This is a genomic window from Streptomyces sp. IBSBF 3136 (assembly GCF_036815105.1).
Classification (GTDB): domain Bacteria; phylum Actinomycetota; class Actinomycetes; order Streptomycetales; family Streptomycetaceae; genus Streptomyces.
Map to the genome: position 1 here is coordinate 1 of NZ_JAJSZC010000112.1, position 25,038 is coordinate 25,038.

General features: G+C 72.4%; 24 protein-coding genes. 13 read left to right on the forward strand and 11 right to left on the reverse strand.

What is annotated here, in order from left to right; all coding sequences use genetic code 11:
• Nucleotides 1-288 precede the first annotated feature (288 nt).
• The gene (locus V7E45_RS23095; RefSeq protein ID WP_443056147.1) at nucleotides 289-1,200 is read right to left on the reverse strand and encodes a DMT family transporter; all 912 of its coding nucleotides are present in this window, start codon (nucleotides 1,198-1,200) and stop codon (nucleotides 289-291) included.
• Nucleotides 1,201-1,308: 108 nt separating this feature from the next.
• Here V7E45_RS23095 and V7E45_RS23100 point away from each other — a divergent pair, with 108 nt between their 5' ends.
• A complete protein-coding gene (locus V7E45_RS23100) occupies nucleotides 1,309-2,244 on the forward strand; it encodes a LysR family transcriptional regulator (RefSeq protein WP_333776105.1) in 936 nt (311 codons plus the stop codon).
• A 78-nt stretch (nucleotides 2,245-2,322) separates the two neighbouring features.
• Here the strand turns inward: V7E45_RS23100 and V7E45_RS23105 are convergent, their stop codons facing one another.
• On the reverse strand, nucleotides 2,323-2,793 hold the full coding sequence (locus V7E45_RS23105) for a pyridoxamine 5'-phosphate oxidase family protein (protein WP_333776106.1): 471 nt from the start codon (nucleotides 2,791-2,793) through the stop codon (nucleotides 2,323-2,325).
• A 151-nt stretch (nucleotides 2,794-2,944) separates the two neighbouring features.
• Here V7E45_RS23105 and V7E45_RS23110 point away from each other — a divergent pair, with 151 nt between their 5' ends.
• Entirely contained in the window at nucleotides 2,945-3,589 is a 645-nt protein-coding gene (locus V7E45_RS23110; RefSeq protein ID WP_333776107.1) for a cysteine hydrolase, read from the forward strand.
• A gap of 6 nt (nucleotides 3,590-3,595) precedes the next feature.
• Here the strand turns inward: V7E45_RS23110 and V7E45_RS23115 are convergent, their stop codons facing one another.
• A complete protein-coding gene (locus V7E45_RS23115) occupies nucleotides 3,596-4,078 on the reverse strand; it encodes a Rieske (2Fe-2S) protein (RefSeq protein WP_333776108.1) in 483 nt (160 codons plus the stop codon).
• A gap of 197 nt (nucleotides 4,079-4,275) precedes the next feature.
• Between V7E45_RS23115 and V7E45_RS23120 the strand changes: the two genes are divergently transcribed.
• The 8 genes from V7E45_RS23120 to V7E45_RS23155 all read left to right on the forward strand — a co-directional run bounded on the left by V7E45_RS23120 (nucleotide 4,276) and on the right by V7E45_RS23155 (nucleotide 12,898).
• Nucleotides 4,276-5,040: a HipA family kinase gene (locus V7E45_RS23120; protein WP_333776109.1), complete on the forward strand. Its 765-nt coding sequence runs from the start codon at nucleotides 4,276-4,278 to the stop codon at nucleotides 5,038-5,040.
• Nucleotides 5,037-5,486 (forward strand): DUF3037 domain-containing protein, encoded by a 450-nt coding sequence (locus V7E45_RS23125; RefSeq protein WP_333776110.1) that lies wholly within the window; start codon nucleotides 5,037-5,039, stop codon nucleotides 5,484-5,486. The genes V7E45_RS23120 and V7E45_RS23125 overlap by 4 nt, the downstream gene beginning before the upstream one ends.
• Nucleotides 5,487-5,658: 172 nt before the next feature.
• Nucleotides 5,659-6,420: a 3-oxoacyl-ACP reductase FabG gene (fabG, locus tag V7E45_RS23130; protein WP_333776111.1), complete on the forward strand. Its 762-nt coding sequence runs from the start codon at nucleotides 5,659-5,661 to the stop codon at nucleotides 6,418-6,420.
• A 35-nt stretch (nucleotides 6,421-6,455) separates the two neighbouring features.
• Nucleotides 6,456-7,217 carry an SDR family oxidoreductase gene (locus V7E45_RS23135; RefSeq protein WP_333776112.1) on the forward strand — a complete coding sequence of 254 codons (762 nt, stop codon included), beginning with the start codon at nucleotides 6,456-6,458 and terminating at the stop codon, nucleotides 7,215-7,217.
• A gap of 201 nt (nucleotides 7,218-7,418) precedes the next feature.
• On the forward strand, nucleotides 7,419-8,996 hold the full coding sequence (locus V7E45_RS23140; protein ID WP_333776113.1) for an ABC transporter substrate-binding protein: 1,578 nt from the start codon (nucleotides 7,419-7,421) through the stop codon (nucleotides 8,994-8,996).
• A 98-nt stretch (nucleotides 8,997-9,094) separates the two neighbouring features.
• Entirely contained in the window at nucleotides 9,095-9,778 is a 684-nt protein-coding gene (gene ung, locus V7E45_RS23145; protein WP_333776114.1) for a uracil-DNA glycosylase, read from the forward strand.
• A 151-nt stretch (nucleotides 9,779-9,929) separates the two neighbouring features.
• Nucleotides 9,930-10,451, forward strand: coding sequence for a hypothetical protein (locus V7E45_RS23150; RefSeq protein WP_333776115.1), 522 nt, complete (start codon nucleotides 9,930-9,932; stop codon nucleotides 10,449-10,451).
• Between the two features lie 1,535 nt (nucleotides 10,452-11,986).
• A complete protein-coding gene (locus V7E45_RS23155; RefSeq protein WP_333776116.1) occupies nucleotides 11,987-12,898 on the forward strand; it encodes a Gfo/Idh/MocA family protein in 912 nt (303 codons plus the stop codon).
• Here the strand turns inward: V7E45_RS23155 and lnt are convergent.
• The 6 genes from lnt to V7E45_RS23185 form a co-directional block, all read right to left on the reverse strand.
• Complete coding sequence (gene lnt, locus V7E45_RS23160; RefSeq protein WP_333776117.1) at nucleotides 12,816-14,390, reverse strand: apolipoprotein N-acyltransferase; 1,575 nt, start codon at nucleotides 14,388-14,390, stop codon at nucleotides 12,816-12,818. The two genes, V7E45_RS23155 and lnt, sit on opposite strands and share 83 nt — an antisense overlap.
• A gap of 83 nt (nucleotides 14,391-14,473) precedes the next feature.
• Nucleotides 14,474-14,956: a nuclear transport factor 2 family protein gene (locus V7E45_RS23165; RefSeq protein ID WP_333776118.1), complete on the reverse strand. Its 483-nt coding sequence runs from the start codon at nucleotides 14,954-14,956 to the stop codon at nucleotides 14,474-14,476.
• Between the two features lie 143 nt (nucleotides 14,957-15,099).
• Complete coding sequence (locus tag V7E45_RS23170) at nucleotides 15,100-17,169, reverse strand: restriction endonuclease (RefSeq protein WP_333776119.1); 2,070 nt, start codon at nucleotides 17,167-17,169, stop codon at nucleotides 15,100-15,102.
• Nucleotides 17,170-17,339: 170 nt separating this feature from the next.
• The gene (locus V7E45_RS23175; RefSeq protein ID WP_333776120.1) at nucleotides 17,340-17,519 is read right to left on the reverse strand and encodes a hypothetical protein; all 180 of its coding nucleotides are present in this window, start codon (nucleotides 17,517-17,519) and stop codon (nucleotides 17,340-17,342) included.
• Nucleotides 17,520-17,710: 191 nt separating this feature from the next.
• Nucleotides 17,711-18,586, reverse strand: a complete 876-nt coding sequence (locus V7E45_RS23180; RefSeq protein WP_333776121.1) for an undecaprenyl-diphosphate phosphatase — start codon at nucleotides 18,584-18,586, stop codon at nucleotides 17,711-17,713.
• A 149-nt stretch (nucleotides 18,587-18,735) separates the two neighbouring features.
• Nucleotides 18,736-19,206, reverse strand: a complete 471-nt coding sequence (locus V7E45_RS23185; RefSeq protein ID WP_333776122.1) for a winged helix-turn-helix transcriptional regulator — start codon at nucleotides 19,204-19,206, stop codon at nucleotides 18,736-18,738.
• A gap of 124 nt (nucleotides 19,207-19,330) precedes the next feature.
• Between V7E45_RS23185 and V7E45_RS23190 the strand changes: the two genes are divergently transcribed.
• Nucleotides 19,331-20,500: a thiolase family protein gene (locus V7E45_RS23190; RefSeq protein ID WP_333776123.1), complete on the forward strand. Its 1,170-nt coding sequence runs from the start codon at nucleotides 19,331-19,333 to the stop codon at nucleotides 20,498-20,500.
• Between the two features lie 4 nt (nucleotides 20,501-20,504).
• On the opposite strand, the gene V7E45_RS23195 is transcribed toward V7E45_RS23190, so the two are convergent.
• Nucleotides 20,505-21,284 carry a TVP38/TMEM64 family protein gene (locus tag V7E45_RS23195; protein ID WP_333776124.1) on the reverse strand — a complete coding sequence of 260 codons (780 nt, stop codon included), beginning with the start codon at nucleotides 21,282-21,284 and terminating at the stop codon, nucleotides 20,505-20,507.
• A gap of 137 nt (nucleotides 21,285-21,421) precedes the next feature.
• Nucleotides 21,422-22,573, reverse strand: coding sequence for a glutathione-independent formaldehyde dehydrogenase (locus V7E45_RS23200; RefSeq protein WP_333776125.1), 1,152 nt, complete (start codon nucleotides 22,571-22,573; stop codon nucleotides 21,422-21,424).
• Nucleotides 22,574-22,852: 279 nt separating this feature from the next.
• Between V7E45_RS23200 and V7E45_RS23205 the strand changes: the two genes are divergently transcribed.
• Both V7E45_RS23205 and tuf read left to right on the forward strand, forming a co-directional pair.
• Nucleotides 22,853-23,575, forward strand: coding sequence for a DNA alkylation repair protein (locus V7E45_RS23205; protein ID WP_333776126.1), 723 nt, complete (start codon nucleotides 22,853-22,855; stop codon nucleotides 23,573-23,575).
• 264 nt (nucleotides 23,576-23,839) lie between these two features.
• On the forward strand, nucleotides 23,840-25,024 hold the full coding sequence (gene tuf, locus V7E45_RS23210) for an elongation factor Tu (RefSeq protein WP_333776127.1): 1,185 nt from the start codon (nucleotides 23,840-23,842) through the stop codon (nucleotides 25,022-25,024).
• Nucleotides 25,025-25,038: the final 14 nt, after the last annotated feature.

Consider the following 25,038-nt stretch of genomic DNA (forward strand, 5'->3'; position numbering starts at 1 on the left):
CCTCGGGGGTCAGCGTCGAGATCGTGATGCGGATGCCGGGCGGTGCCGCACTCGCCGGAGGCCCGGCGGACGTACGTGGAGGCGGGCCCGCGACCGGGAGCCTGCCGGCCCAGGGACTGGGAACTGCTGCCGGGCCAGGTCGGATGCCCACCTCGCCGGCGGCCCGGGGCGGACGTACGGGGAGGTGGGCTCCCGGCCGAGAGGCACGGAGCCTGCCGGCCCAGGGACCGGGAACCGCTGTGCCGGGCCGGGCCGGATGCCCACCTCGCCGGCGGCCCGGCGTTGTCCTCAGCTGGTGCTGCGCCTCGGCTTCACCTGGGTGAGGGCCGCGCCCGCGAGGACGATCACCGCGCCCACCGGTGTGGTCCAGTGCAGCGACTCCCCGAGGATCGCCACCCCGGCGGCCGTCGCGATGACCGGGATGAAGTACGTGACCATCTGCGCGGTGGTGGGCCCGACCTCCGCGACCAGCCCGTACTGGATGAGCACGGCCAGCCCGGTCCCGAGGGCCCCCAGCGCGGCGATCGCCAGCAGCGGACCGAAGGAGAAGTGCGCCGGGAAGCCGGTGAACAGCGGGGTCACCACGGCCAGCTGGACCGTGGCCACCAGCAGCTGCGCGCCCGTCATCGACAGGTGGGAGTTCCCCGTCCCCGCCAGCGTGCGCCGGACGTGGATCCACCCGACCGGATAGCTCAGCGAGGCCAGCAGCGCCATCGCGGTTCCGGTGGCGTCCAGCCCGTGGAAGCCCTGCCAGGCCCCCAGCACCGTGAGGACACCGAGGAAACCCAGGCCGAGACCGGCGAAGCGGACCCGGGTCGGCCGGTCCTCGGAGAGCGCCACCATGGACAGGGCCATGCCCCACAGCGGCGAGGTGGCGTTGCAGATCCCGGCCAGCGTGGACGGGATGGTCAGCTCCGAGTAGGCGAAGAGGGAGAACGGCAGGGCGTTCAGGAAGAACGCGGCGACCGTCAGGTGCGCCCAGGTCCGTGCCCCGCGCGGCAGCCGCTCCCGCTTCACTGCCATGGCGGCCGCCAGCACCGCCGTACCGAACACGAGCCGGCCCAGGGTGACCTGGAAGGGCGCGTAGCCTTCCGTGCCCACCTTGATCAGCAGGAAGCTGAAGCCCCAGATCAGCGACAGGGCGCCGAAGCGCAGGCGCCAGTCGAGGCGGCTCTGCGGCCTGGCCGGGCGACCGGCCAGGGGACTGGGCCGTGGATGCGGGGACCGTGCTCATGCTCTCCACGATGCTGGAGGCAACCTCTTAGCACAATCGAAATTTCTCACCGGGTACCTCTTAGAATCACTTACATGTTGAACCTGGAGCGCCTGCGCACCCTCGACGCCCTCGCCCGGCACGGCTCGGTGAGCGCCGCAGCCGACGCCCTGCACGTCACGACGTCCGCGGTCTCCCAGCAGCTCGGCAAGCTGGAGCGGGAGGTCGGCCAGCGGCTGCTCGCCAAGAACGGGCGGGGCGTACGGCTCACCGACGCCGGACGGCTGCTGTCCGAGCACGCCGCCCGCATCCTGTCGCAGGTGGAGCTCGCCCAGTCGGACCTGGAGGCGCACCGCGGTCAGGTCGTCGGCGAACTCCGCCTCTCGGCGTTCCCCACCGCCGCCCGTGGCCTGTTCCCGGCCGCGCTCGCCGAACTGCGCGCCGCGCACCCCGGACTGCGGGTGCGTTCCAGCGAGCTGGAGCCCGAGCAGGGCATCGCCGGCGTCGTACGCGGTGACCTCGACCTCGCGGTCGTCCTCGACTGGTACAACAAGCCGATGCCCGTGCCCGACGGCCTGGTCAAGGCACCCCTGCTGGACGATCCGGCCGACGTCGCCATGCCCGCCGGGCACCGGCTCGCGGACCGCGAGGAGGTGGACCTCGCCGAGTTCGCCGAAGACGAGTGGATCACCTGGGGCGAGGGCGAGTTCTGCCACGAGTGGCTGATGTTCACACTGCGCTCGAAGGGCATCGAACCCCTCGTCGGCCACCGCGCGGGCGAGACCCACACCCAGCTCGGCCTGGTGGCAGCGGGGCTCGGCGTGTGCATCGCGCCGCTGCTGGGCCGGCACCCGGTGCCGGACGGCATCGTCCTGGTCCCGCTCGCCCAGCGCGTGCGCCGGCACGTCTACGTCGTCTGGCGGGCCGACGCCGACCGCCGCCCCTCGATCCGCGCGGCGGTCGAGGCCCTGCGGACGGCGGCCCGGCGACTGGACCGGCACCCGGGGCGTGCCCCGGCAGGCACGCCCTGAGAGACGTGCCCTCGGGCGCGTGCCCCGGGACGGGCGTTCCGGGACGCGTGCCCCGGGAGGCGTGCCGAGGGCGCGTGCTCAGGACGCGCCCAGCTTGCGGAAGTCCCAGGACACGATCTTCTCCGGGGTCAGCCGGGCCCAGGCGTGCCGGCCGTCGTGCGGCATCTCGTCCAGGCCGAAGTTCTTGCGGGCGAACAGCGTCTCGGCCGTGTCCAGTTCGGCGCACAGCTCACCGGTCCGCGGCACCTCGCCCACGAACTCCACCCGCCCGGACAGCTCGACCCCGCGCAGCGCGTCGTACTCCTCGCCCGAGTCCACCACGACCGCCACCCGGCGATCGCGGCTCAGCTGGGCCCAGCGCCGGCTGCGCACCACCGAGTACAGCCACAGCGAGCTGCCGTCCCAGGCGAACCACAGCGCGCTCACGTGCGGCGCGCCGTCCGCCGAGACGGTCGCGACCCGGCAGGTGCGCTGGGTCGTCAGGAACTCGTCCAGCTCCCCGGGCGTCATCATGATCTTCCGGCCCCGGCGCTGATCCGTGACAGTCATACGGCCCCCTCTTTCTCCCACGTCGTGCCAGAGAACGTCCGTCCTGCGGTGATCCTCTGACATCACGTCAGAAAAAGGAATGGGTCGGCATTCCCCTCGCGCCTCGATCCGGATACTCTCACCGCCCCGCAACCCCGTGACGGGAGGCGCCATGCCGTCGGACGAAGCGCTGCGCGCGCTGCTCGACCCCACGGGGACCGTGCTGCTGACCGTGGAGTGCCAGCGCGGGGTGGTCGGGCCGGACGGCGCGCTGCCCGAACTCGCCCGCGAGGCCCGCTCCTCCGGAGCCCTGCGCAACGTGGCCCGGCTGGTCGCCGCCGCGCACGCCGGCGGGGTGCAGGTGATCCACGCCCTGGCCGAGCGCCGCCCCGACGGCCGCGGCGCCAGCCGCAACGCCCGCCTCTTCCGCGCCGCCGAACGGCTCCCCGTCCAGCAACTGACCGGGACCACGGCGGTGCGGGTCGCGCCCCCGATCGAGGTCGCCGAGGAGGACCTCGTCGTACGGCGGCTGCACGGGCTGTCGCCGATCCAGGGCACCGAGGTCGACGCCCTGCTGCGCAACCTCGGCTGCCGCACCCTGGTCGTCACCGGCGTCTCGGCCAACGTGGCGGTGCCCAACGCGGTGTTCGACGCGGTCAACCGCGGCTACACCGCCGTCGTCCCGGCCGACGCCATCGCCGGCGTGCCCGCCGACTACACGCCCGCCATGATCCGCAACACCCTCGCGCTGGTCGCCACGATCACGACCACGGACCAGCTCCTCGGCTGCCTCGGCCGTCCGGACCGCCGGGCGTGAGGCGGCTCAGGCCAGCTTGATCTCGTCGCCGGAGACGGTGATCTTCGCGGCGGGCAGCGGCTGCGTCGCCGGTCCCTTCTTCACGCTGCCGTCCTCGGCGGAGAAGTGGCTGTTGTGGCACGGGCAGACGATGACGCCGTCCGCGACGCTGCCCACGGTGCAGCCCCGGTGGGTGCACTTCGAGGAGAACGCCTTGTAGGTCCCGGCCGCCGGCTGCGTGACCACCACGCCCTTGTCCTCGAAGACCTTGCCGCCCCCTTCGGGGATGTCCGCGGTCCTGGCCAGCGCGGTACCGCCGGCCGAGCCGGAGCCGGCCCCGGTGTCCCCGCCGGTCCCGCCGGTCCCGCTGTTTCCGGTGGTTCCGGTGTTCGACGAGTCGTCGCCCGAACCGCAGGCGGTCAGCGCGGCGGCGAGCCCGGCCGCTCCGGCCGCCGCCATGACGGTACGGCGGGCCGGTGTCGATTCGGGCGTGAGCGAGGCGCTGGTCATGTGGGCGTTCCCTTCCGCGGAGCTGTTCCCGGTTCGTCCAGGGGTACGGCCCCCGGGCACCCCTTGTTCAGAGGCACAACCGGATCCTTCCCGCCATCGCGCGAACCGCCGCCTCACCGACCGCCCCCGCGCGGACCGCGTGCACGGTGCCGGCCGGCCGCGGGCCCGGGCGCCCGCCGCCCCAGTAACCTGGGGCGATGCTCAAGGAAGTCACCGCGACCCGCTACATCACGCCCCTGCGTGAGGGCGGCTCGATGCCGGGGCTCGTCGAGGCCGACGACTTCGGGACGTACGTCATGAAGTTCACCGGCGCAGGACAGGGCCGCAAGACGCTGGTCGCCGAGGTGGTGTGCGGCGAACTCGCCCGCAGACTGGGCTTCCGGATGCCGCGCCTGGTCACCCTGCGCCTGCACTCCGTGCTGGGCCTCGGCGAACCCGAGCAGCAGGTGCAGGAGCTGCTGAGGTCCAGCGACGGCACCAACCTCGGCATGGACTTCCTCTCCGGGGCCCTCGGCTACGACCCGCTCGCCTTCCCGGTGAGCCCGGCGGAGGCCGGACGGATCGTCTGGTTCGACGCGGTGATCAACAACGTCGACCGCTCCTGGCGCAACCCCAACCTCCTGGTGCACCGCGGCGAGCTGTGGCTCATCGACCACGGCGCCACGATGATCTGGCACCACAACTGGCCCTCCGCCGAGGCTTCCGCGGCCCGCCCCTACGACGCCTCCGACCACGCCCTCGCCCGGTTCGCCCCGGACGTCACCGCCGCGGCGGCCGAGCTGGCGCCCCTGGTCACCGAGGACCTCCTCGCCGAGGTCACCGCCGAGATCCCCGACGTCTGGCTCGCCGACGAGCCCGGCTTCGACACCCCGGACGACCTGCGCCGCGCCTACGCCCGGCCCCTGCTGGCCCGCGCGGCCGTCATCGCCGAGCGCATCACCGGTATCGAGGAGGGCAAGTGAGCGAGCGCCACATCCACATGGCCGGTCATGTGACCGAGCGCCACATCACCCGGCCGGGCCAGGGCGGCGACCGGGACGTGTTCGAGTACGCGCTGCTGCGGATCGTGCCCCGCGTCGAGCGCGGCGAGTGCGTCAACGCGGGCGTGCTCCTGTACTGCCGCGCCCAGGCGTACGTCGGCGCCCGCACCCATCTGGACGAGGCCCGGCTGCTGGCCCTCGACCCGGGCGTGGACGTGGCCGGAGTGCGGGCCGCGCTGGGCGCCGTCGAGCGTGTCTGCGCGGGCGGGGAGGGGGCCGGTCAGGCGGCCGGCGACGACGCGGGGCGCCGTTTCCGCTGGCTGATCGCGCCCCGCTCGACGATCGTGCAGCCCGGGCCGGTGCACACCGGTCTGACCGCCGATCCGGTGGCCGAGACCGAGCGTCTGCTGGATCTCCTGGTGAGGTAATGGATCACACCGCCCCGGTGTCCCGTTGACACCGGGTGCCAGGGTCTCTAGCGTCACGGGTGCGGAAGGTACTAAGCGGTCGCTCACCGCATGACAGGTTCTCTCGAAGGGCCGACGGGTCCTCACGCAAAAGGGCCAGACAGGTTCTCTCAAGGGCGAGGAGAAGCAGCACATGTCCACCACAGAACAGCGGGTCGCGGTAGTCACCGGTGGGGCGCGCGGCATCGGCGCGGCCACCGCCGTACGACTGGCCGCCGAGGGTCGCGCGGTCGCCGTGATCGACCTCGACGAGGCCGCCTGCAAGGAGACCGTCGAGAAGATCACGGCGGCCGGCGGCAAGGCGATCGCGGTCGGCGCGGACGTCTCCGACGAGGCGCAGGTCGAGGCGGCCGTGGCCCGGATCGTCGCGGAGCTCGGCGCCCCGACGATCCTGGTCAACAACGCGGGCGTGCTCCGCGACAACCTGCTGTTCAAGATGAGCGTCTCCGACTGGGACACCGTCCTGAACGTGCACCTGCGCGGCTCCTTCCTGATGACCAAGGCAGTGCAGAAGCACATGGTCGACGCAGGCTTCGGCCGGGTCGTCAACCTCTCCTCCTCCTCGGCGCTCGGCAACCGCGGCCAGGCCAACTACTCCGCCGCCAAGGCCGGTCTGCAGGGCTTCACCAAGACCCTCGCGATCGAGCTGGGCAAGTTCGGCATCACCGCCAACGCCGTCGCCCCCGGCTTCATCGCCACCGAGATGACCAAGGCCACCGCCGACCGCGTCGGCATGGGCTTCGACGACTTCAAGGCGGCCGCCGCCACCCAGATCCCGGTGCAGCGCGTCGGCGAGCCCGAGGACATCGCCAACGCCATCGCCTTCTTCACGGGTGAGGCGGCCGGCTTCGTCTCCGGCCAGGTGCTGTACGTCGCCGGCGGACCGCTGAACTAGGTCCCGGGAACACGGAGAACGCGGAGAACACGGACATGACTGAACTTCCGGAGCTGTCCGGCAAGGTCGCCCTCGTCACGGGCGCCAGCCGCGGCATCGGCTACGGCGTCGCCGAGGCGCTGGTCGCCCGCGGCGACCGCGTGTGCATCACCGGCCGCAACGAGGACACGCTGAAGGAGGCCGTCGACCGCCTCGGCGCGGACCGCGTCATCGGTGTCGCCGGCAAGGCGCACGACCTCGCCCACCAGAGCGAGGCCGTCGCGCGCACCATGGAGGCCTTCGGCCGGGTCGACTTCCTGGTCAACAACGCGGGCACCAACCCGGTCTTCGGGCCGATCGCCGACCTCGACCTGGACGTCGCCCGCAAGGTCTTCGAGACCAACGTCGTCTCGGCGCTCGGTCTCGCCCAGAAGACCTGGCACGCCTGGCAGAAGGACAACGGCGGCGCGATCGTCAACATCGCCTCGATCGCGGGTCTGGCGCCCTCGCCGTTCATCGGCGCCTACGGAGTGAGCAAGGCCGCGATGATCAACCTGACCCAGCAGCTGGCGCACGAGTTCGCGCCGAAGGTCCGGGTCAACGCCATCGCCCCGGCCGTGGTGAAGACCAAGTTCGCCCAGGCGCTGTACGAGGGCCGCGAGGAGGAGGCCGCCGCCTCCTACCCGCTGGGCCGGCTCGGCGTACCCGCCGACATCGGCGGGGCGGCCGCGTTCCTCACCTCCACCCAGTCCGACTGGGTCACCGGCCAGACGCTCGTCGTGGACGGTGGCCTCTTCCTCAACGCCGGCGTGGGCTGACCGCCCCTGTCCGTACGTCTCGTTCGGGCGCCGTTTCCCAGCGGAACGGCGCCCGAAACGCGCCTCTGGGGGCGCACAGTGGGATGACAACGTAGTCATAGCTCAATCGATCAAGAAGTCCTGTTCCGGAGGAGGTTCGGGGAGCCGGGCGCTGCGGTATGGTCTGCCGACCCTTGGTATGGCAGATCGAGGAGCGTGCGCGTGTTCAACCGGAACCGATTCCTGCGGAGAGTCGCGGCGATCGCGTCCATATCACTGGTGGCCGGCTGTGGTCTGCTGTCCAACGGCGATCCCGACAGCAAGGGCCCGATCGTCGTGGGGACCACCAGCGCGCCCAGCACGCTGGATCCCGCCGGTGCCTGGGACGGGTCCTGGGAGCTGTACCGGAACATCTTCCAGACGCTCCTCGCGTACCCGAACGGCGCCACCACCCCCCAGCCGGACGCGGCCGAGAGCTGCTCGTTCACCGACAGCGCCAGCCGCACCTACCGCTGCAAGCTGCGCGCGGGCATGAAGTTCGCCGACGGTGACGCGCTGAACGCCGAGGCCGTCCGGCACTCCATCAACCGCATCCGCACCATCAACGCCCCGGGCGGCCCCGCCGGACTCCTCGGCAGTCTGGACAAGGTCGAGGCGGTCGGCGACCGCGAGGTGGTCTTCCACCTCAACCAGTCGGACGCCACCTTCCCGTTCGTGCTGGCCACTCCGGCCATGTCGATCGTCGACCCCGACGACTACCCCGCCGGCTCCCTGCGCAAGGACGGCAAGGTCTTCGGTTCCGGGCCCTACAAGCTGCAGTCCTACGAAGAGGAGAAGCAGGCCGTCCTGGTCCGCAACGACCAGTACCGCGGGTTCGCCGACCGGCAGAACAACGCGGTGACGATCCGCTACTTCCAGGACTCGTCCAGCATGGTCAAGGCGCTGCGCGACAAGCAGATCGACGTCACCTACCGGGGTCTGGCCGCCGACGACATCATCGACCTCCAGCGGCAGGGCAATTCGGACCTCCAGCTCTTCGACGGCGCGGGCACCGACATCAGTTACCTGGTGTTCAACCCGAAGGACAGCTGGGCCAAGCAGCCCGCCGTCCGCAAGGCCGTCGCCCAGGTAGTCGACCGCGGCGCGATCGCGCACAAGGTCTACCGGGACACCGTGGACCCGCTGTACTCCATGGTCCCCAGGGGCCTGACCGCCCACACCACGGCCTTCTTCGACGACTTCGGCGACCCGAGCGTCGCCAAGGCCCGCCGGATCCTGTCCGGCGCGGGCATCACCCAGCGCGTCCCGCTCACCTTCTGGTACACCACCGACCGCTACGGCTCGGAGACGGCCGTGATGTTCCGGGAGCTGAAGCGGCAGCTGGAGGCGTCCGGCCTGTTCACGATCACCCTCAAGAGCCGCCCCTGGAAGACCTACGTCGTCGGCTACCAGAAGGGCGAGTACCCGGTGTTCGGCCGCGGCTGGTTCCCGGACTTCCCCGACGCGGACAACTTCATCGCCCCGTTCGTCGGTGACCACAACGCCCTCGGCACGCCCTACCCGAACAAGCAGATCACCTCGGTGCTGCTGCCCCGCTCGCGCGCCCAGAGCGACCGCGCCAGGGTGGTGAAGGACCTGGAGGCGGCCCAGCAGATCATGGTGAACGACGCCCGGCTGGTCCCCCTGTGGCAGGGCCGGCAGTACGTGGCGGCCAGCGACGACGTCTCCGGCGGCGAGCAGGCCCTCGACCCGTCGACGATCATGATGATGTGGGAGCTGCACCGCAAGACCAGCTGGTGATCCCGCCTCGCGGCAACGGTTGTCGGTGGTCGCCTGTAGGTTCGGAGACCTGGAAGTGACCGCACGCCGTAATTGATCGACACCGTGAGGACGTTGACGTGACCGACATCGCCATGCTGCCCGAGTCCTGGCGCGGGGTTCTGGGCGACGAACTGCAGCAGCCCTACTTCAAGGAGCTGACCGAGTTCGTCGAGGAGGAGCGGGCGAGGGGTCCCGTCTACCCGCCGCGCGAGGAGGTCTTCGCGGCGCTGGACGCGACGCCGTACGAGCAGGTCAAGGTCCTCGTCCTCGGTCAGGACCCGTACCACGGCGCGGGTCAGGGCCACGGCCTGTGCTTCTCCGTCCGCCCCGGTGTGAGGACGCCGCCCTCGCTGCGGAACATCTACAAGGAGATGAAGGAGGAGCTGGGCCTGCCCGTCCCGGACAACGGCTATCTGATGCCGTGGGCCCGGCAGGGCGTGCTGCTGCTCAACGCGGTGCTCACCGTCCGCGAGGGCGAGGCCAACTCGCACAAGGGCAAGGGCTGGGAGAAGTTCACCGACGCCGTCATCCGCGCGGTGGCCTCGCGGCCCGACCCGGCGGTCTTCGTGCTGTGGGGCAACTACGCGCAGAAGAAGCTCCCGCTGATCGACGAGAGCCGGCACGTCGTGGTCAAGGGCGCGCACCCGTCGCCGCTGTCCGCGAAGAAGTTCTTCGGCTCCCGGCCGTTCACCCAGATCAACGAGGCGGTGGCCCGGCAGGGGCACGAGCCCATCGACTGGCGGATCCCCGACCTGGGCTGACCCGTGTCCACGGGCCCCGGGCACGGCCGGACCGGGGCCGGGCCCGCGCGGCCCGTGTCGCACGGAGCCGCCTGCCCGGGATTCCCCGCGCCGCCGGTTAGCGTCGGGGCAGACGGCTGACCAGACAGCCGACGACGGCCCGGAGGACGTGGTGGCGGAGCGACAGGAGCACGCGGCACCGGACGCCGTGCTGACGCGGATCGGACAGGTCGTGATGCTGCACCACGGCGGTGACCGCGAGGAGGCCCGGCACCGCTTCCTCCAGTTGTGGGCGGAGATCGGCGAGCACGGGGCCGCGCTGCACCGCTGCACCCTGGCCCACTACCTGGCCGACACCCAGGACGACCCGTCCGACGAACTGGCCTGGGACCTTCGGGCGTTGTCGGCGGCGGAGGAGCTGGCGGGCGACCGCGGCGCCGGTGACCCACCGGGCGTCCGCGCCTTCCTGCCCTCCCTCCACCTCAACCTGGCCGCCGACTACGCCAAACTGGGCCGCGCCGAAGCCGCCCACAGCCATCTGCGCCGAGCCCGCCACGCCGCAGGTTCCCTGTCCGACGACGGCTACGGCGACGGGGTGTGGGCGGCGATCAGCCGACTCGAATCGCACCTGGGGGAGGACGGCTCCCCGGGCGACGACCACTGGCGCCCGCCCCGCCAGCGCCCCACCGCCTGAAGCGTTCACGCTCCGCGCCTCACGGCCCGGACTCCTTCCCCGCGCCTGCGCCTGCCGCTGTGGCTCACCGGCTGAGGCGCCTGCGTCCCGATTCCCACGGGCTGGAGGCCCTGCGCCCGCGGCTCACTGGCTCAAGCGCCCGTGTCCGGTGTCCCACGGGCTGGAGTTCCTGCGCTTGCGGCCCACCGGCTGAGGCGCCCGCGCCTGCGGCTCACTGGCTCAAGCGCCCGCGTCCCACGGACTGCAGGCCCTGCGCCTGCGGCCCACCAGCCGGAGCGCCTGCGCCCCGCGTTCCACGGCTGGATTACCCGCCCCCGCGGGGCCCCGGGCTGGAGTTCCTGCGCTTGCGGCTCACCGACTGGGGTGCCCGCGCCTGCGGCTCACTGGCTCAAGCGCCCGTGTCCCGTGTCCCACGGGCTGGAGTTCCTGCGCCTGCGGCTCACCAGCCGGAGCGCCCGCGACTCATCGGCTGAAGCGTCTGCGCCCCGCGTTTCACGGGCGCCCGCGGCCTACCGGTTAACGCGCCTGTGCATTCGGCTCACCGGCTGGGTGCCTGCCCCCGCGGGGCCCCGGGCTGGAGTTCCTGCCCCTGCGGCCCACCGGCTGGGGTGCCCTCCTGTGACTGACTGGCGGAGGCGCCCGCGTCGCGTGTCCCACGGGCTGGTTCCTCTGCGCCCGCGGCTCCGGCTCAGGCGCCCGTGCCGCGCGTTCCGCGGCTGGATTGCCTGCGCCCGTGCCGCGTCGGCTGAAGTCGTTGTCCCGCGGCCCACCGGTCGGAATCCCTGCCCCTTGCCTCACCGGCTGGAGCGCCCGCGCCCGGGTATGGGCCGCCGGGTCTCCTTGGGCGGGTTCCGGCGGTGGGATCAACGGCCGTATGTCCGTTCGCAGATCACCGATTCCGGGCTGTCCCCGCGCCAGCCGCCGTATTTTCGGCCGAGGGCGCAGAGGTCCGCGGCACCCGGGGCCGGGCGCGTCACGTCCGGGGCGTCGGTCGGTGGCCGTCGCGCGGGTTCGGGGCGCGGGTGTGCGGGCGGTGCCGGCGGGCGGTGGGCGACCGGCGGTGCCGCCTCCGCCCGGTGCGGGGCGGCCGGAGCGGTGCGGTGCGGGTGCCTGGACGGTCCGGCCATCTCCAGGGCCTCCCGCGCCGGTGCCTGCACCACCCGCGGCTGTGCGCTGCCCTCCGGCCGGGCGGCCGTGAGCCGCGAAGGCGCTGTGTCCGGCGGCGGTCCGGGTGTCGCCGGGCGCTGTACCGTCACACAGCCGGACAGGGCCGAGACGGCCACGGTGACCAAGAGTGCTGCGGTCGTCGTCGTTCGATGCACCCGGCAACTCTGCTGGGTCGGCGCCCGCCTTGGCACCGCGCACCGTACGCAGATGCCCCCGCGCGGGTGATCTCGCGCCCCCAACGAGGGGTCCTGGCGCCCGGAAGGTGACGTTCCGGGTGTCGATGGCGCCGGCTCGGGCGCATGGTCCGACCGGCGGCCCCCGTATGCTGCCGGGGGTAGTACGCGCACGCGAGCGGCAGGGGAGAGCACGTGAAGGTCGGCTGCATCGGACTCGGGGACATCGCGCGGAAGGCGTACCTGCCGGTGCTGGCCACCCAGCCGGGGATCGACCTGCACCTCCAGACCCGGACACCCGCCACGCTGGAGGGGGTCGCGGACTCGCTGCACCTGCCCGCCGAGCGCCGGCACGCGACCCTGGACTCGCTGCTGGACACCGGCCTCGACGCCGCCTTCGTGCACGCGCCCACCGCCGTCCACCCGGAGATCGTCACCCGGCTGCTGGAGGCGGGCGTACCCACGTACGTCGACAAGCCGCTCGCCTACGAACTCGCCGACTCCGAGCGCCTGGTGACCCTCGCCGAGCAGCGCGGGGTCACACTCCTCGTCGGCTTCAACCGCCGCCACGCGCCCGGCTACGCGCAGTGCCTGGAGCACCCGCGCGAGCTGATCCTCATGCAGAAGAACCGGGTCGGGCTGCCCGAGGAACCCCGCTCGATGATCCTCGACGACTTCATCCACGTCGTCGACACCCTGCGGTTCCTGGTGCCGGGCCCCGTCGACGACGTGACCGTGCGCGCCCGCACCGAGGGCGGGCTGCTGCACCACGTCGTGCTCCAGCTCGCCGGGGACGGCTTCACCGCGCTCGGCGTGATGAACCGGCTCAGTGGTTCCGCCGAGGAGATCCTGGAGGTCTCCGGGCAGGACACCAAGCGCCAGGTGCTCAACCTCGCCGAGGTCGTCGACCACAAGGGGCAGCCGACGCTGCGCCGGCGCGGCGACTGGGTGCCCGTGGCCCGGCAGCGCGGCATCGAGCAGGCGGTCCTCACCTTCCTCGACGCCGTCCGCGCGGGCAAGGTGCTCAGCGCCCGGGACGCGCTGGCGACCCATGAGCTGTGCGAGCGGGTGGTACGAGCGGTTCAGCACCGCTCCGGCGCTGCCTGAGCGCCCGGATCCCCTCGGTCGCGCCCAGCGCGGCCAGCACCAGCAGCGCGCCGTGCACCGGCCAGTCGCCGTAGCGGACGTACGGTGTGATGCCGTGCGCGAGCGGCACGTCGTACACGCGGGCGGTGCTCGCGCCGGTGCCGAGCCACGGGCCGAGGCGCCGGCCGTCCGGGCCGTAGACGGCGGACACACCGGTCAGCGTCGCGTGCACCATCGGGCGGCCGGTCTCGGCGGCGCGCAGGGCGGCCAGCGACGCGTGCTGCTCGGGGGCCCAGCTGTGCTGGAAGGTCGAGGTGGAGGACTGGCCGAGGAGGACGTCGGCGCCGTCCTCGGCGAGATGGCGGCTCATGTCGGGGAACGCGGTCTCGAAGCACACCAGCGGGCCGACCCGCAGCCCGTGCCCGACGTGCATCACGACCTGCTCGGTGCCGCGCCGCCGGTCCTCGCCGGCCGCCCGGCCGACCGAGGTGGCCCAGCCCAGCACGGAGCGGGCCGGTATGTACTCGCCGAACGGGATGAGCCGCATCTTGTCGTACCGCTGGCCGGTCGGGCCGCCCGGGCCGACGAGCACCGAACTCTTGTAGATGCCGGGCCGGTCGGCGCGCCGTGCGTCCACGTTGACCAGCAGGTCGGCGCCGGTCTCCCGGGACAGCGCGGCGATCCGCCGGGCCAGGTCGGGCCGCTGCCCCAGGTCGTAGCCGACGCTGGACTCGCCCCAGACCACCAGGTCGACGCCCTGTCCGGCGAGCCGCCGGGTCAGCAGCTCCTCACGGTCGAACCGCTTCTCGCTGCTGGCGTGCCCGTTCACGACGCCCGGTTGCACGACGGCGATCCGCACCCCGCCGTCGACGTCCGGGCGCGGCGCCCACGCCCAGGCGGCCGAGGTCGCTGCCGCGGTGGCCACCAGGGAGGCCACCGCGGGCAGCCGAGCCTCCCGCACCGACACCAGCACGGCGACCGTGACGTTCACCCCCACCACGAGGAAGCTGAGCAGCCACACCCCGCCCACCGAGGCCAGCCGCAACGCCGGGCCCACCTGCCACTGGCTGGAGCCGAGCATGCCCCACGGCCCGCCGAGGCCCTGCCAGGAGCGGACCAGCTCCACCACCAGCCACGCCGACGGCAGCACCAGCAGCGCGGCCGCGGCCCGCCCCGGCGACGGGGTGCCACCCAGGTACCGGCGGGTCAGCCACCCCCATGGCATCCACAGCACGCTCAGCAGCCCGGCGATCAGGAAGATGAACACGTGCAGGCTGGGCAGCAGCCAGTGGTGCACGGCGATCATGTACCCGAAGCCGCCGCACCAGCCGTCGTACGCCGCCCGCCGCCCGGTCGGCGCCGAGCGTGCCAGCAGGATCCAGGGCACCAGCGCCACGTACGCGAACCACCACAGCGACGGCGCGGGGAACGCGAGCACGGGCAGGGCGCCCGCGACGGCGACGGCGCACGAGCGCCGCCAGGGGGAGGTGAGCCAGCGGTCGATCGTCCTCATGGAGGTCTCCCTACCCAGCGCTGTCTTCAGTGTGCGCGCCGGGAGCGATCTCCGACAGACGGCGCCGGGAGCGGCCGGGGGGCTCACTCGGGCACGGCCGCCGGGCTGCGCTCCGGCATTCGGCGCCACTTCTCCTCCACCACGACCTGCCGCAGGCGCCAGCCCTCCGCGGTGCGCAGCAGCGCGAACTCGTACCGGCCGCCGCACACCAGGTCGGGCGCGCCGGAGCCGCCGTCGCCGGCGAACCGCATCGGGTTGAGGTAGTCGGCACGCACCCGGGCCGTGTCCCCCGTGTCGTGCTCCAGAATCCCGAACCGCACCCGCCGGTTGACGATCAGGTGCTGCCGCATCGAGAACAGCTCCAGGCTCTCCGCGAGCCATCCGGCGACCTGGCCGGCCGCTCCCTCGATGCCACCGGCGGACCGGTAGTCGGCCCGCCCGTCCGCCGTGAACAGTCCTCGGTAGGCCCCCCAGTCACCGTCGTCCACGGCCACCGCGTAGTCGGTTACCAACTCGTCCACGGCCAGCCGGTCCATCACGGTGCCGAGCTCCATGCGCTGCGTCATCGGCACAGTGTTGGCCACCGGGGCCGAGGTGCCAAGAGGGCCGACGGACATGGGGTGGTGCGCGCGCGGCCGGTCCCGCTCGTCAAGCGGCGTGTCGGACGCCGATCGGGTCCCCGCCGGCGTCCGGTCCGGGCGCCGGCGGCCTACTCCACCTCGATGCCGTAGTCGGTGACGAGTTCCTCCAGGCCGCCCGGGTAGCCCTTGCCGCCGAGGACGAAGTCCCAGTCGCCGCTCGGCCGGCGGCGGAAGGAGCCGAGCACCAGGGCGGTCTCCTGGGGCCGGCCGTCGGAGACCGCGAGGGTGCCGAGTTCGGTCATCCCGGGGTCGAGGAGCCGGATGCGCGCGTCCGTGAAGCCGGCCAGGTCGGCGTCCGGATCGACCTCGGGGTCGATGGCCGCCACGAGGACGAAGCGGTCGGCCTCGTCCGGGAGCGCGTCGAAGGAGACGCAGATCGCGGCCTTGTCGGGGGCCTGGGCGGACAGGGCGCGCACGCTGCCGTCCGGTGTCCGCGGGTTGTTGTAGAAGACGAAGTGCTCGTCGCTGAGCACCTGGTTCCCCCGGCAGACGAGGGCGCACACGTCCAGGGCGACACTCCCCGTCCATGACATGCCGAGGACGTTGTAGTCGTCGGGCAGCCGGGGGTGCGGCACGGGAGCGACGTGCGTCGGGGTCCGGGCTCCGGCGCGGCGGGCGCCCTCTCCGAGGCGGCCACGGAGCCCGTGGCGGTGCAGCAGGTCGACGAGTTCCGGACCCGAGATCAGTTCCAGCGGCTTGCCGTTGGCGAACGTGTGCGAGCCGGGGCCGAAGCGTGACGTCGTCACGAGGACGCCCTTGTTGGCGCCGGCGTCCTGCACGGTCCCGAACAGGTCACGCACGGCGGTGGGCGGCACGGTGTTGCGGTAGCGCTTCACCTGGACGACGATCTTGCCGCCCCGGATCGGTGCGGGATCGAGCGCGTCGACGTCCACCCCGCCGTCGTTCGAGCGCTGGGTGGTGACGGCCTGCATCCCCATGGCCCTGAAGAGCTCGGCGACGAGGTTCTCGAAGGCGATCGGATCCATCTCGTACAGGTCGGGCTCCTCGTCGCCGCCGTGCGCGACGACGCGGTTGCCGACCTGCTCGGGCCTGCGGTTCGGCCGCACCGGTGTCAGCTGGTCGGGCCGGGCCGAGAGCTGCCCGTGCAGTGCGTCGGACAGGCAGCTGCAGGCGTCCACCTGTGCCAGGTGCAGGCCGCGGAACGTGGCGCGCGGAGCCATGACGGTCGCCAGGACGATGTGGTCGGGGCGGCCCGTCGTGGGGTCGTGTCCGTCCACGAACCCGTTCAGGGTCACCGACTCCAGGGCGCCGGGTTCGTCGGCGGCGAACAGCTCGTGCAGGACGAGCAGCAGGCACTGGGCGAGGACCTCCCGGTACAGGGCCCGGCGCTGGGTCACCGGCCGCGCCGTCTCCTTGTGCTGGTCCACCCCGTACATGTAGCGGACGGACTTGGCCTCGGGGACGACGTCGAAGGCGGGCAGCTCCCAGTCCAGCACCAGCTCGCCGGCCGCCGCGTCGTAGGCCGCCGCCACCTGGCGCGGGAAACCCTCCGGCCACGCGGTCGACGCGTACAGGGCGGCGGTGAAGTACTCGACCACGGCGTCGGGATCGCGGCGCCGCACGCCCTCGGTCAGCTCGCCGACGGAGGCGTTGTGCCGCCGCACCTCGGCCAGCTGGGCGTCCGCCCACTGCTGGTACTCACGGTGGTACGACGCCAGCTGCTGCTGCCGCCGCGCCTCCGCCTCCTGGGCCGCGTACCAGTCGTGCTCGAAGCGCGCCCGCGCCTCGGCCTGCGCCTGTCCCCGGCGACCGGCGGTCCATCCGCCCTGCGCCTGGTAATGCTCGGCGTTCGGCATGGGCACGGGCTGCGCGAGGGGTCCCGGGGCGAAGGGCTGGACCTCTTCGGGACGCATGAGGGAGGAAGCCCGGAAAGCGGGAGCCCGGCAGCCCGAGGCGAGGAGACCCTGCAATGACGCCACCTGCGCGTCCAGTTCCTCCGTGCGCCGCAGTGCCTCCGCCTGCATGTACTCACGATGGCTCTGGGCGGCTCGCCGTTCGTAGGCACGTGCCTGCTGCGCTTCCTGTCTGCGTCGCCTGGCGTCGGCCTCCACCTGGCGCTGCTGCTGCCTCTGCATCTCAGCCCAGACGCCGACCAAGCCATTAGAACGACGACTCATGCGTTGGATGCCCTCCCCGAGGCGCGCCGGTTGTCCCCACAACCAGTTTTGACCCGTCAACTTTATCCAGTGATGGCCATGTCATAAATCCGCCCGGCAGGAGATCCTGCCGGGCGAGGTGTCGGTGGGTCCGTGGAGTCGGGCCGCCTGGTGTCGGTGGGTCCGTGGAGTCAGGCCGCCTCGATGACCGCCGCGCGGATCGCCTCGGCCCACTCGACCACCAACAGCTCGTACTCCGCGCGTTCCTGGGCCGACAGGGTGCCGCCCGCACGCAGCCACAGCGCCCGGATCTGCTCGTTCACGTCGGCGGCGGACCGCACGGAACCAGGGTGGAGGGAATCGGGGGACATGTGGACAAGCCTAGGGGCAAGCACTGACACAGCGCTACCGCGTGGCTACGGAGAACGTATGGGGTCGGTCACCGTCATGACGGGGGCCCGGCGGGAGTCGCGCCAGCCCAGCAGGCATATGCCCTGCAGGGTTGCTGGCCGGCGGATGTCCGAAAGGAGGTGGGAGGGGAGTTCGGGTCGCCGGGGCTGCGTCAGCTCGCCGACTCGGCCGCGTGCGGGCTGAGGACGCCCGCCGTCACCAGCGCGATGATGATGATGCCGAGGGCGACGCGGTACCAGACGAACGGCATGAAGCTCTTGTGGGAGATCCACTTCATGAACCAGGCGATCACCGCGTAACCCGACGCGAAGGCGATCCCCGTGGCGAACAGGGTCGGGCCCCACGCCACGTCCCCGCCGCCCACCGAGTCCTTCACCTCGAAGACGCCGGACGCGAGGACGGCCGGGACGGCCAGCAGGAAGGAGTAACGGGCCGCCGCCTCACGCCGGTAGCCCATGAACAGGCCGCCGCTGATCGTCGCGCCGGAGCGGGAGACGCCGGGGACGAGGGCGCACGCCTGGCAGAGCCCGAAGACCAGGCCGTCCCTGACACCCAGGTTCTCCAGCGTCTTGCGCTGCTTGGGTGCGCGGTGCCGACCGCCGTTCTCGTCGCGCGCGGCGAGGCGGTCGGCGATGCCGATGACCACGCCGACGACCACGAGCATCGTCGCCGTGACCCTCAGATCGCGGAACGGCCCCTCGATCTGGTCCTTGAGCGTCACGCCCAGCACGCCGATCGGGATCGAGCCGACGATCACCAGCCAGCCCGTCCGCGCGTCGTGGTTCTGCCGCATCGCCCTGTCGAACAGCGACCGGACCCAGGCCGAGACGATCCGCCCGATGTCCTTGCGGAAGTAGATGAGGACCGCGGCCTCGGTTCCGATCTGGGTGATCGCGGTGAAGGCGGCGCCGGGGTCCTCCCACCCCGAGAACGCCGCCGTGAGCCGCAGGTGCGCGCTGGAGGAGACGGGCAGGAACTCGGTCAGCCCCTGGACGAGCCCGAGGACGAGTGATTCGAACCAAGACATGAAGGGATGGCGTCCAAGCGCGGAGAGGTAAAGGAATGATCAAATGACCAGTGCAGCGTAGCGGGCGCTACGGACGGCACGCACACAGGGGTTGGGTGGACCCGGACGCCTCCCGCCGGTCCGCCGGACGCGCCGTGCCGGCGCGGAACTCAGGCCGCCGTGGGTCCCGCCACCGTCCAGCCCGGCGCCTGCGGATGGGCCGTCAGATCCTCGTGGCGCACCGGCGCTCCGCAGGCGGTGCAGGTGACCTGCGGGACCAGTTCGTTGCCGCAGACGTGCTCGACGACCATGGGCAGGTCGATGCCCAGACGCAGGTGGCGGTCGCCCCACTCCTTGAGGGTCATCAGCACCGGTTCCAGCTCCAGGCCCGCCTGGGTGGGGCGGTACTCGAAGCGCTGCGGGCGCTCGCTGTAGACGCGCTTGGTGAGGATGCCCGCGTCGACGAGCCGGCGCAGCCGGGTGGCCAGGACGTCGCGCGGGGCGCCGATGTTGCGTACCAGCTGGTCGAAGCGGCCGTTGCCGAGGCAGACCTCCCGCAGGACGAGCAGGGAGTACTTCTCGCCGACCAGGGCGAGGGCGTCGGCGATGGAGCAGGGGCGCGGGTCCTTCGGGGCGGCCATGTGGCCCAGTGTATGTGAGGGTTTGATTTTCCAACTGGCAGGGCTATGGTGAGTCCAGATTTCCTACTCACTGGTAATCGTGCCGACCGGAGCGGTTCTTTCGGCGGCCAAGGAGGCCCGCACCATGCGCGACGCAGTCATCGTCGAAGCCGTACGCACCCCCATCGGCAAGGGCAGGCCGAACGGCTCCCTCGCCCACGTCCACCCCGTGCAGCTCCTCGCCCACACGCTGCGCGCCCTGGTCGAGCGCTCCGGCGTCGACCCGGCGCTGATCGACGACGTCATCGGCGGAACCGTCGACCAGGTCGGCGAGCAGGCCATGAACACCACCCGCTACGCCCTCCTCGCGGCCGGATTCCCGGAGACGGTCCCGGCGACCACCGTCGACCGCCAGTGCGGCTCCTCCCAGCAGGCCGTGCACTTCGCCGCCCAGGGCGTCATCTCGGGCGCGTACGACCTGGTCGTCGCGTGCGGCGTGGAGTCGATGAGCCGGGTGCCGATGTGGTCCAACGTGCCCGAGGGCAAGGACCCGTTCGGCCCGGGCGTCGCCGAGCGCTACCCGGAGGGCCTGGTCCCGCAGGGCATCAGCGCCGAACTGATCGCCGCCAAGTGGTCGCTCACGCGCGCGCGGATGGACGAGTTCGCGGTCACCTCGCACCGCAAGGCCGCCGCCGCGTGGGAGGCCGGCCTGCTCGACGCCGAGGTCGCGCCGCTGGACGGCGTCACCCGGGACGAATGCGTACGGCCCGGCAGCACCCCGGAGATCCTGGCCGGCCTCCGGCCCGCCTACCACGACCCCGGCTACGCCGAGCGCTTCCCGCAGATCGAGTGGAACGTCACCGCCGGCAACGCGAGCCCCGTCAACGACGGCGCCTCCGCCGTGCTGATCACCTCCGGCGAGACGGCGGCCCGGCTCGGCCTGCGCCCGCTCGCCCGATTGCACAGCTTCGCCGTCACCGGCTCCGACCCGCTGCTCATGCTCACCGGTGTCGTGCCGGCCACCGAGAAGGTGCTGCGCCGGGCCGGTCTCTCCCTGGACGACATCGACCTCTTCGAGGTCAACGAGGCCTTCGCCAGCGTGGTCCTCGCCTGGCAGCAGGAGACCGGCGCCGATCTCGCCAGGGTCAACGTGCACGGCGGCGCCATCGCCCTCGGCCACCCGCTCGGCGCCAGCGGCACCCGGCTGACCACCACCCTGGTCCACGCGATGCGCGAGCGCGGCGCCCGCTACGCCCTGCAGACCATGTGCGAGGCGGGCGGCCTCGCCAACGCGATGATCCTGGAGGGCGTCTGACGGCTCAGCGGGCCCGCAGGTGGTGGCGCTTGCGCCAGGCCACCACCGAGCCGACCAGCGCGGGTACGGCTATGGCGGCCATCGCGATCAGGAAGGCGGGCGAGGTCGGCGCCGAGGCGCGGGCGCCGGCCACCGCGTAGGCGGCCGTGTTGGGGATCGAGCCCAGCGCCGTGGCCAGCAGGAACGTCAGCCAGCCCATCCGGGAGACTGAGGCGCAGTAGTTGGCCGCCCAGAACGGCACCCCGGGGAACAGCCGCGCCGCCAGCATGGAGCGGAACCCGTGCCGGCTCAGCTGCCCGTCGGCCGCCTTCAGCCAGCGGCCCCGCAGCAGCGGGCGCAGCGCGTCCTGACCCAGCACCCGGCCGAGCCCGAAGGCCACCCCGGCCCCGAGCACCGTGCCGGTCAGCGCCGTGCCCAGCCCCCACTGGGACCCGAACAGCGCACCGGCCGCGAGGTTCAGCAGCGGGCGCGGCACGAACGCCACCGTGCACAGCCCGTAAGCCGCCGCGAACACGACCGCGGCCGCGGCCCCGCCGAGCTGCGGCGGCCAGCCGTGCGTCAGCAGCCGCTGCGGCTCGAACGCCAGCACGCAGCCCGCGGCGGCCGCGAGCAGCGCGATCAGCAGCGACAGCCGGGCGTACGGCGACAGTGCCGCGCGCGTGCAGCGGGCGGCGAACCCCGGGCGGTGGGCGGGCGGGACGGGTGCGGCCGTGGGGACGGCCGGCTCCGTGGCGGCGGGAAGGGGAGAGACCGTGGCGGTGCCAGAGCGGTTGGCATCGAGCATCCGGCGACAGTAACCGACGAAGGCGTGTGATCGCCGTGAGGTGTGACGCACGGCCGCCCCGCCACCGGGGTGGCGGGGCGGCCTGTGGCCGACCGGTTCGGCCGATGTGTTCCTCGGGCGGTCTCCTCGGCCCGGCCTCACGCGGCGAGCGCGTGACCCGGGTGCAGGACGACCTTGGTGTAGCCCTCGATCCGCTTGTCGAACTTCTCGTACGCCTGGGGCGCCTGGTCCAGCGGCAGCTCGTGGGAGACCACGAAGCTGGGCTTGGCCCGCCCGGCGATGATCAGGTCGCGCAACTGGCGGTTGTACCGCTTGACGTTGCACTGACCGGTGCCCATCTGCTGGCCCTTCTCGAACATCTTGCCGATGGAGACCAGCAGCTGGCCGTGCTTGGCGTGCTCGTCGGGACCGCCCGGGTCGGAGGGCACGTACAGCCCCGGCACGCCCAGCATGCCGGTGGGACGCACGGTCATGACCAGCGCGTTGAGGACGATGGCGGGTTCCTCGTGGCTGGCGTCGTGCGCCTGGGCCTGGTAGCCGACGGCGTCCACGCCCTTGTCGGTCCCCTCTCCTCCCGTCTGTTCCCTGATCTGCTCCGCCGGGTCGCCCTGGGTGAAGTCGATCGGGATGGCCCCGATCTCCTCGGCCTTCGCCAGCCGCTCGGGCACGCGGTCGACGGAGAAGACCTTCGCCGCGCCGCGCAGCAGCGCGGAGTAGGCGGCCATCAGCCCCACCGGCCCGGCGCCGTAGACGGCCACGCTCTCGCCGGGGGACACCTGGGCGAGTTCGCAGCCGTGGTAGCCGGTCGGGAAGATGTCGGCGAGCAGCACGAAGTCGGTCTCGAACTCGTCGCCCGGCGGCAACTTCAGGCAGTTGAAGTCGGCGAACGGCACCCGCAGCAGCTCCGCCTGGCCGCCCTTGTACGGGCCCATCGCCACATAGCCGTAGGCGCCACCGGCGAAGCCAGGGTTCACCGTCAGGCAGAAGCCGGTCTTGCCGGCGAGGCAGTTCTTGCAGAATCCGCACGCGACGTTGAAGGGCATCACGACGCGGTCACCCACGGCCAGGGAGGTCACACCGCTGCCGATCTCCTCGATGATGCCGAGGTTCTCGTGTCCGAAGACGATGCCCGACTCGGCCGCGGTGCGGCCCTCGTACATGTGCAGGTCCGAGCCGCAGATCGCGGTCGACGTGACCCGTACCAGCACATCGTTCGGATGCTGGATCTGGGGATCCTGGACATCCTTCACCGTCACACTGAAGGGTTCCTCGTAGACGACGGCTTTCACCTTCTGTCACCTCCGCGTCGAGCGCTTGACGACGGCGGCGAGGGGGCCGCTGCCGCTGCCGGAGGGCGCACGGCAGGGCGAGGGCCCTCGGACCGTGCCGTGGCCCCATGCGCTCGCTTCACCGCCGTACTTCCAGGTAACGCCCGTACGGGAGGGGGCGCAACCCGCGTCGGGGGAGCCCGCGCGGGGGTCCCGGAGGGGCCCGCTGGGCCTTGATCTCAAATGCCAGTTCGATCCATTCCGGCCTGGGGAGCCCGTGCCGAACGTATGGTTCATGCCATGAGCGTCATCGGCGCGGCCCCGCCGCACGCCCCGCGCAGCGGCCTCGCCGACACCGTGCTGGAGCGGCTGACCGCCACCTACTCCGCGGCGGCCGATCCGGAGCGGGCCGGCGCGATGCGGGCGTACATGAAGGACGTGGCCCCGTTCCTCGGCATCCCCACCCCGGACCGCCGGGCCCTGTCCCGCGCCGTCCTGGCCGGCACGCCACGCCCCGGCGAGGACGACTGCGCCGCGATCGCCCTGCGCTGCTGGCGGCTGCCCGAGCGTGAGTACCAGTACTTCGCCGTGGACTACCTGCGCCGGTACGCGGCCCGCTGCTCCTCCGCCTTCCTGCCCGTCGCCCGGCACCTGGTCACCGCCGTCCCCTGGTGGGACACCGTCGACCTGCTCGCCGCGCACGTCGTGGGCGCCCTGGTCGCGGCCGATCCGGCGCTCGCGGCCGAGATGGACGTCTGGATCACCGACGACGACCTCTGGGCCGTCCGCACGGCCCTCCTGCACCAGCTGCGCCACAAGGAACACACCGACACCGAGCGGCTGTTCGCCTACTGCCTGCTCCAGTCCGGGCACCAGGACTTCTTCGTCCGCAAGGCCATCGGCTGGGCCCTGCGGGAGTACGCCAAGACCGACCCCGGAGCCGTGCGGGGCTTCCTGGCCCGCGAGCGGGGCAGGTTCGCTCCGCTGACGGTCCGCGAGGCGCTGAAGAACATCGGCCCCTGACGGGCGGCACGGCCCCCCGTAAAACCATTCGACGCCGGGCGGGCCGTCGGCGATGATCGTCGCCATGTTCCGGTACGCCTTCCTCCTCGCAGCATCCGCCGTCGCGGATGCGCCGAAGGCTGCCGTCCCGATCCTCGCGGCCGCTGTCGACGGCGCCCGAAGCTGACCCTCTCCGGAACGTCCGGCGGACCCCGCAGGGGGAGGGTCGGCCGGTTCCCGGGGTCCCGCATTCCCGTACGACCGGAGAGGCTCCGAGGTACAGCCATGTCCAAAACGGCCTACGTACGCACCAAGCCGCACCTGAACATCGGCACCATGGGTCACGTCGACCACGGCAAGACCACCCTGACCGCCGCCATCACCAAGGTCCTGGCCGGGCGCGGCACCGGCACCTTCGTGCCGTTCGACCGCATCGACCGGGCGCCGGAGGAGGCCGCCCGCGGCATCACCATCAACATCGCGCACGTCGAGTACGAGACCGACACCCGGCACTACGCCCACGTCGACATGCCCGGGCACGCCGACTACGTCAAGAACATGGTCACCGGCGCCGCGCAGCTCGACGGGGCGATCCTCGTCGTCTCCGCGCTCGACGGGATCATGCCGCAGACCGCCGAACACGTGCTGCTCGCCCGGCAGGTGGGCGTCGACCACATCGTCGTCGCCCTCAACAAGGCCGACGCCGTCGACGACGGTGAGGACGCGGAGCTGGCCGACCTGGTCGAGCTCGAGGTCCGCGACCTGCTCACCGCGCAGGGCTACCCGGGGGACGCCGTGCCCGTCGTACGGGTCTCCGGGCTCCGGGCCCTGGAGGACGACCCGCGCTGGACGGCGTCGATCGAGGCGCTGCTCGACGCGGTGGACACTTATGTGCCCATGCCCGAGCGGTACCTGGACGCGCCCTTCCTGCTGCCGGTGGAGAACGTGCTCACCATCACCGGCCGCGGCACGGTCGTCACGGGCGCCGTCGAGCGCGGGACGCTCCGCGTGGGGGAGCGGGTCTCGGTGCTCGGCGCCGGCGTGGAGAGCGTGGTCACCGGCCTGGAGACCTTCGGCAAGCCGATGGCGGAGGCGCAGGCCGGGGACAACGTGGCGGTGCTGCTGCGCGGTGTGCCCCGGGACGCGGTCCGGCGCGGGCACGTCGTCGCGGCGCCGGGCAGCGTCGTGCCCGGCCGGCGGTTCTCGGCCCGGGTCTACCTGCTGTCCGGGAAGGAGGGCGGCCGTACGACGCCCGTCGCCTCCGGCTACCGGCCGCAGTTCTACATCCGCACCGCGGACGTGGTCGGCGACATCGAACTCACCGGAGCGGCGGTCGCCCGGCCCGGCCAGACGGTCGAGATGACCGTCGAGCTGGGCCGCGAGGTCCCGCTGGAGCCCGGCCTCGGCTTCGCCGTCCGCGAGGGCGGCAGGACCGTGGGCGCGGGCACGATCCTGACGGTCGGCCCGTAGGGGCGGGCGAGGGC

Bases quoted from the DNA above. Each gene is read 5' to 3' on its own strand.
- V7E45_RS23100 (WP_333776105.1), top strand. From the start codon at position 1,309: ATGTTGAACCTGGAGCGCCTGCGCACCCTCGACGCCCTCGCCCGGCAC.
- V7E45_RS23105 (WP_333776106.1), bottom strand. From the start codon at position 2,793: ATGACTGTCACGGATCAGCGCCGGGGCCGGAAGATCATGATGACGCCC.
- V7E45_RS23110 (WP_333776107.1), top strand. From the start codon at position 2,945: ATGCCGTCGGACGAAGCGCTGCGCGCGCTGCTCGACCCCACGGGGACC.
- V7E45_RS23115 (WP_333776108.1), bottom strand. From the start codon at position 4,078: ATGACCAGCGCCTCGCTCACGCCCGAATCGACACCGGCCCGCCGTACC.
- V7E45_RS23120 (WP_333776109.1), top strand. From the start codon at position 4,276: ATGCTCAAGGAAGTCACCGCGACCCGCTACATCACGCCCCTGCGTGAG.
- fabG (WP_333776111.1), top strand. From the start codon at position 5,659: ATGTCCACCACAGAACAGCGGGTCGCGGTAGTCACCGGTGGGGCGCGC.
- V7E45_RS23135 (WP_333776112.1), top strand. From the start codon at position 6,456: ATGACTGAACTTCCGGAGCTGTCCGGCAAGGTCGCCCTCGTCACGGGC.
- lnt (WP_333776117.1), bottom strand. From the start codon at position 14,390: ATGAGGACGATCGACCGCTGGCTCACCTCCCCCTGGCGGCGCTCGTGC.
- V7E45_RS23165 (WP_333776118.1), bottom strand. From the start codon at position 14,956: ATGACGCAGCGCATGGAGCTCGGCACCGTGATGGACCGGCTGGCCGTG.
- V7E45_RS23170 (WP_333776119.1), bottom strand. From the start codon at position 17,169: ATGAGTCGTCGTTCTAATGGCTTGGTCGGCGTCTGGGCTGAGATGCAG.
- V7E45_RS23175 (WP_333776120.1), bottom strand. From the start codon at position 17,519: ATGTCCCCCGATTCCCTCCACCCTGGTTCCGTGCGGTCCGCCGCCGAC.
- V7E45_RS23180 (WP_333776121.1), bottom strand. From the start codon at position 18,586: ATGTCTTGGTTCGAATCACTCGTCCTCGGGCTCGTCCAGGGGCTGACC.
- V7E45_RS23185 (WP_333776122.1), bottom strand. From the start codon at position 19,206: ATGGCCGCCCCGAAGGACCCGCGCCCCTGCTCCATCGCCGACGCCCTC.
- V7E45_RS23190 (WP_333776123.1), top strand. From the start codon at position 19,331: ATGCGCGACGCAGTCATCGTCGAAGCCGTACGCACCCCCATCGGCAAG.
- V7E45_RS23195 (WP_333776124.1), bottom strand. From the start codon at position 21,284: ATGCTCGATGCCAACCGCTCTGGCACCGCCACGGTCTCTCCCCTTCCC.
- V7E45_RS23205 (WP_333776126.1), top strand. From the start codon at position 22,853: ATGAGCGTCATCGGCGCGGCCCCGCCGCACGCCCCGCGCAGCGGCCTC.
- tuf (WP_333776127.1), top strand. From the start codon at position 23,840: ATGTCCAAAACGGCCTACGTACGCACCAAGCCGCACCTGAACATCGGC.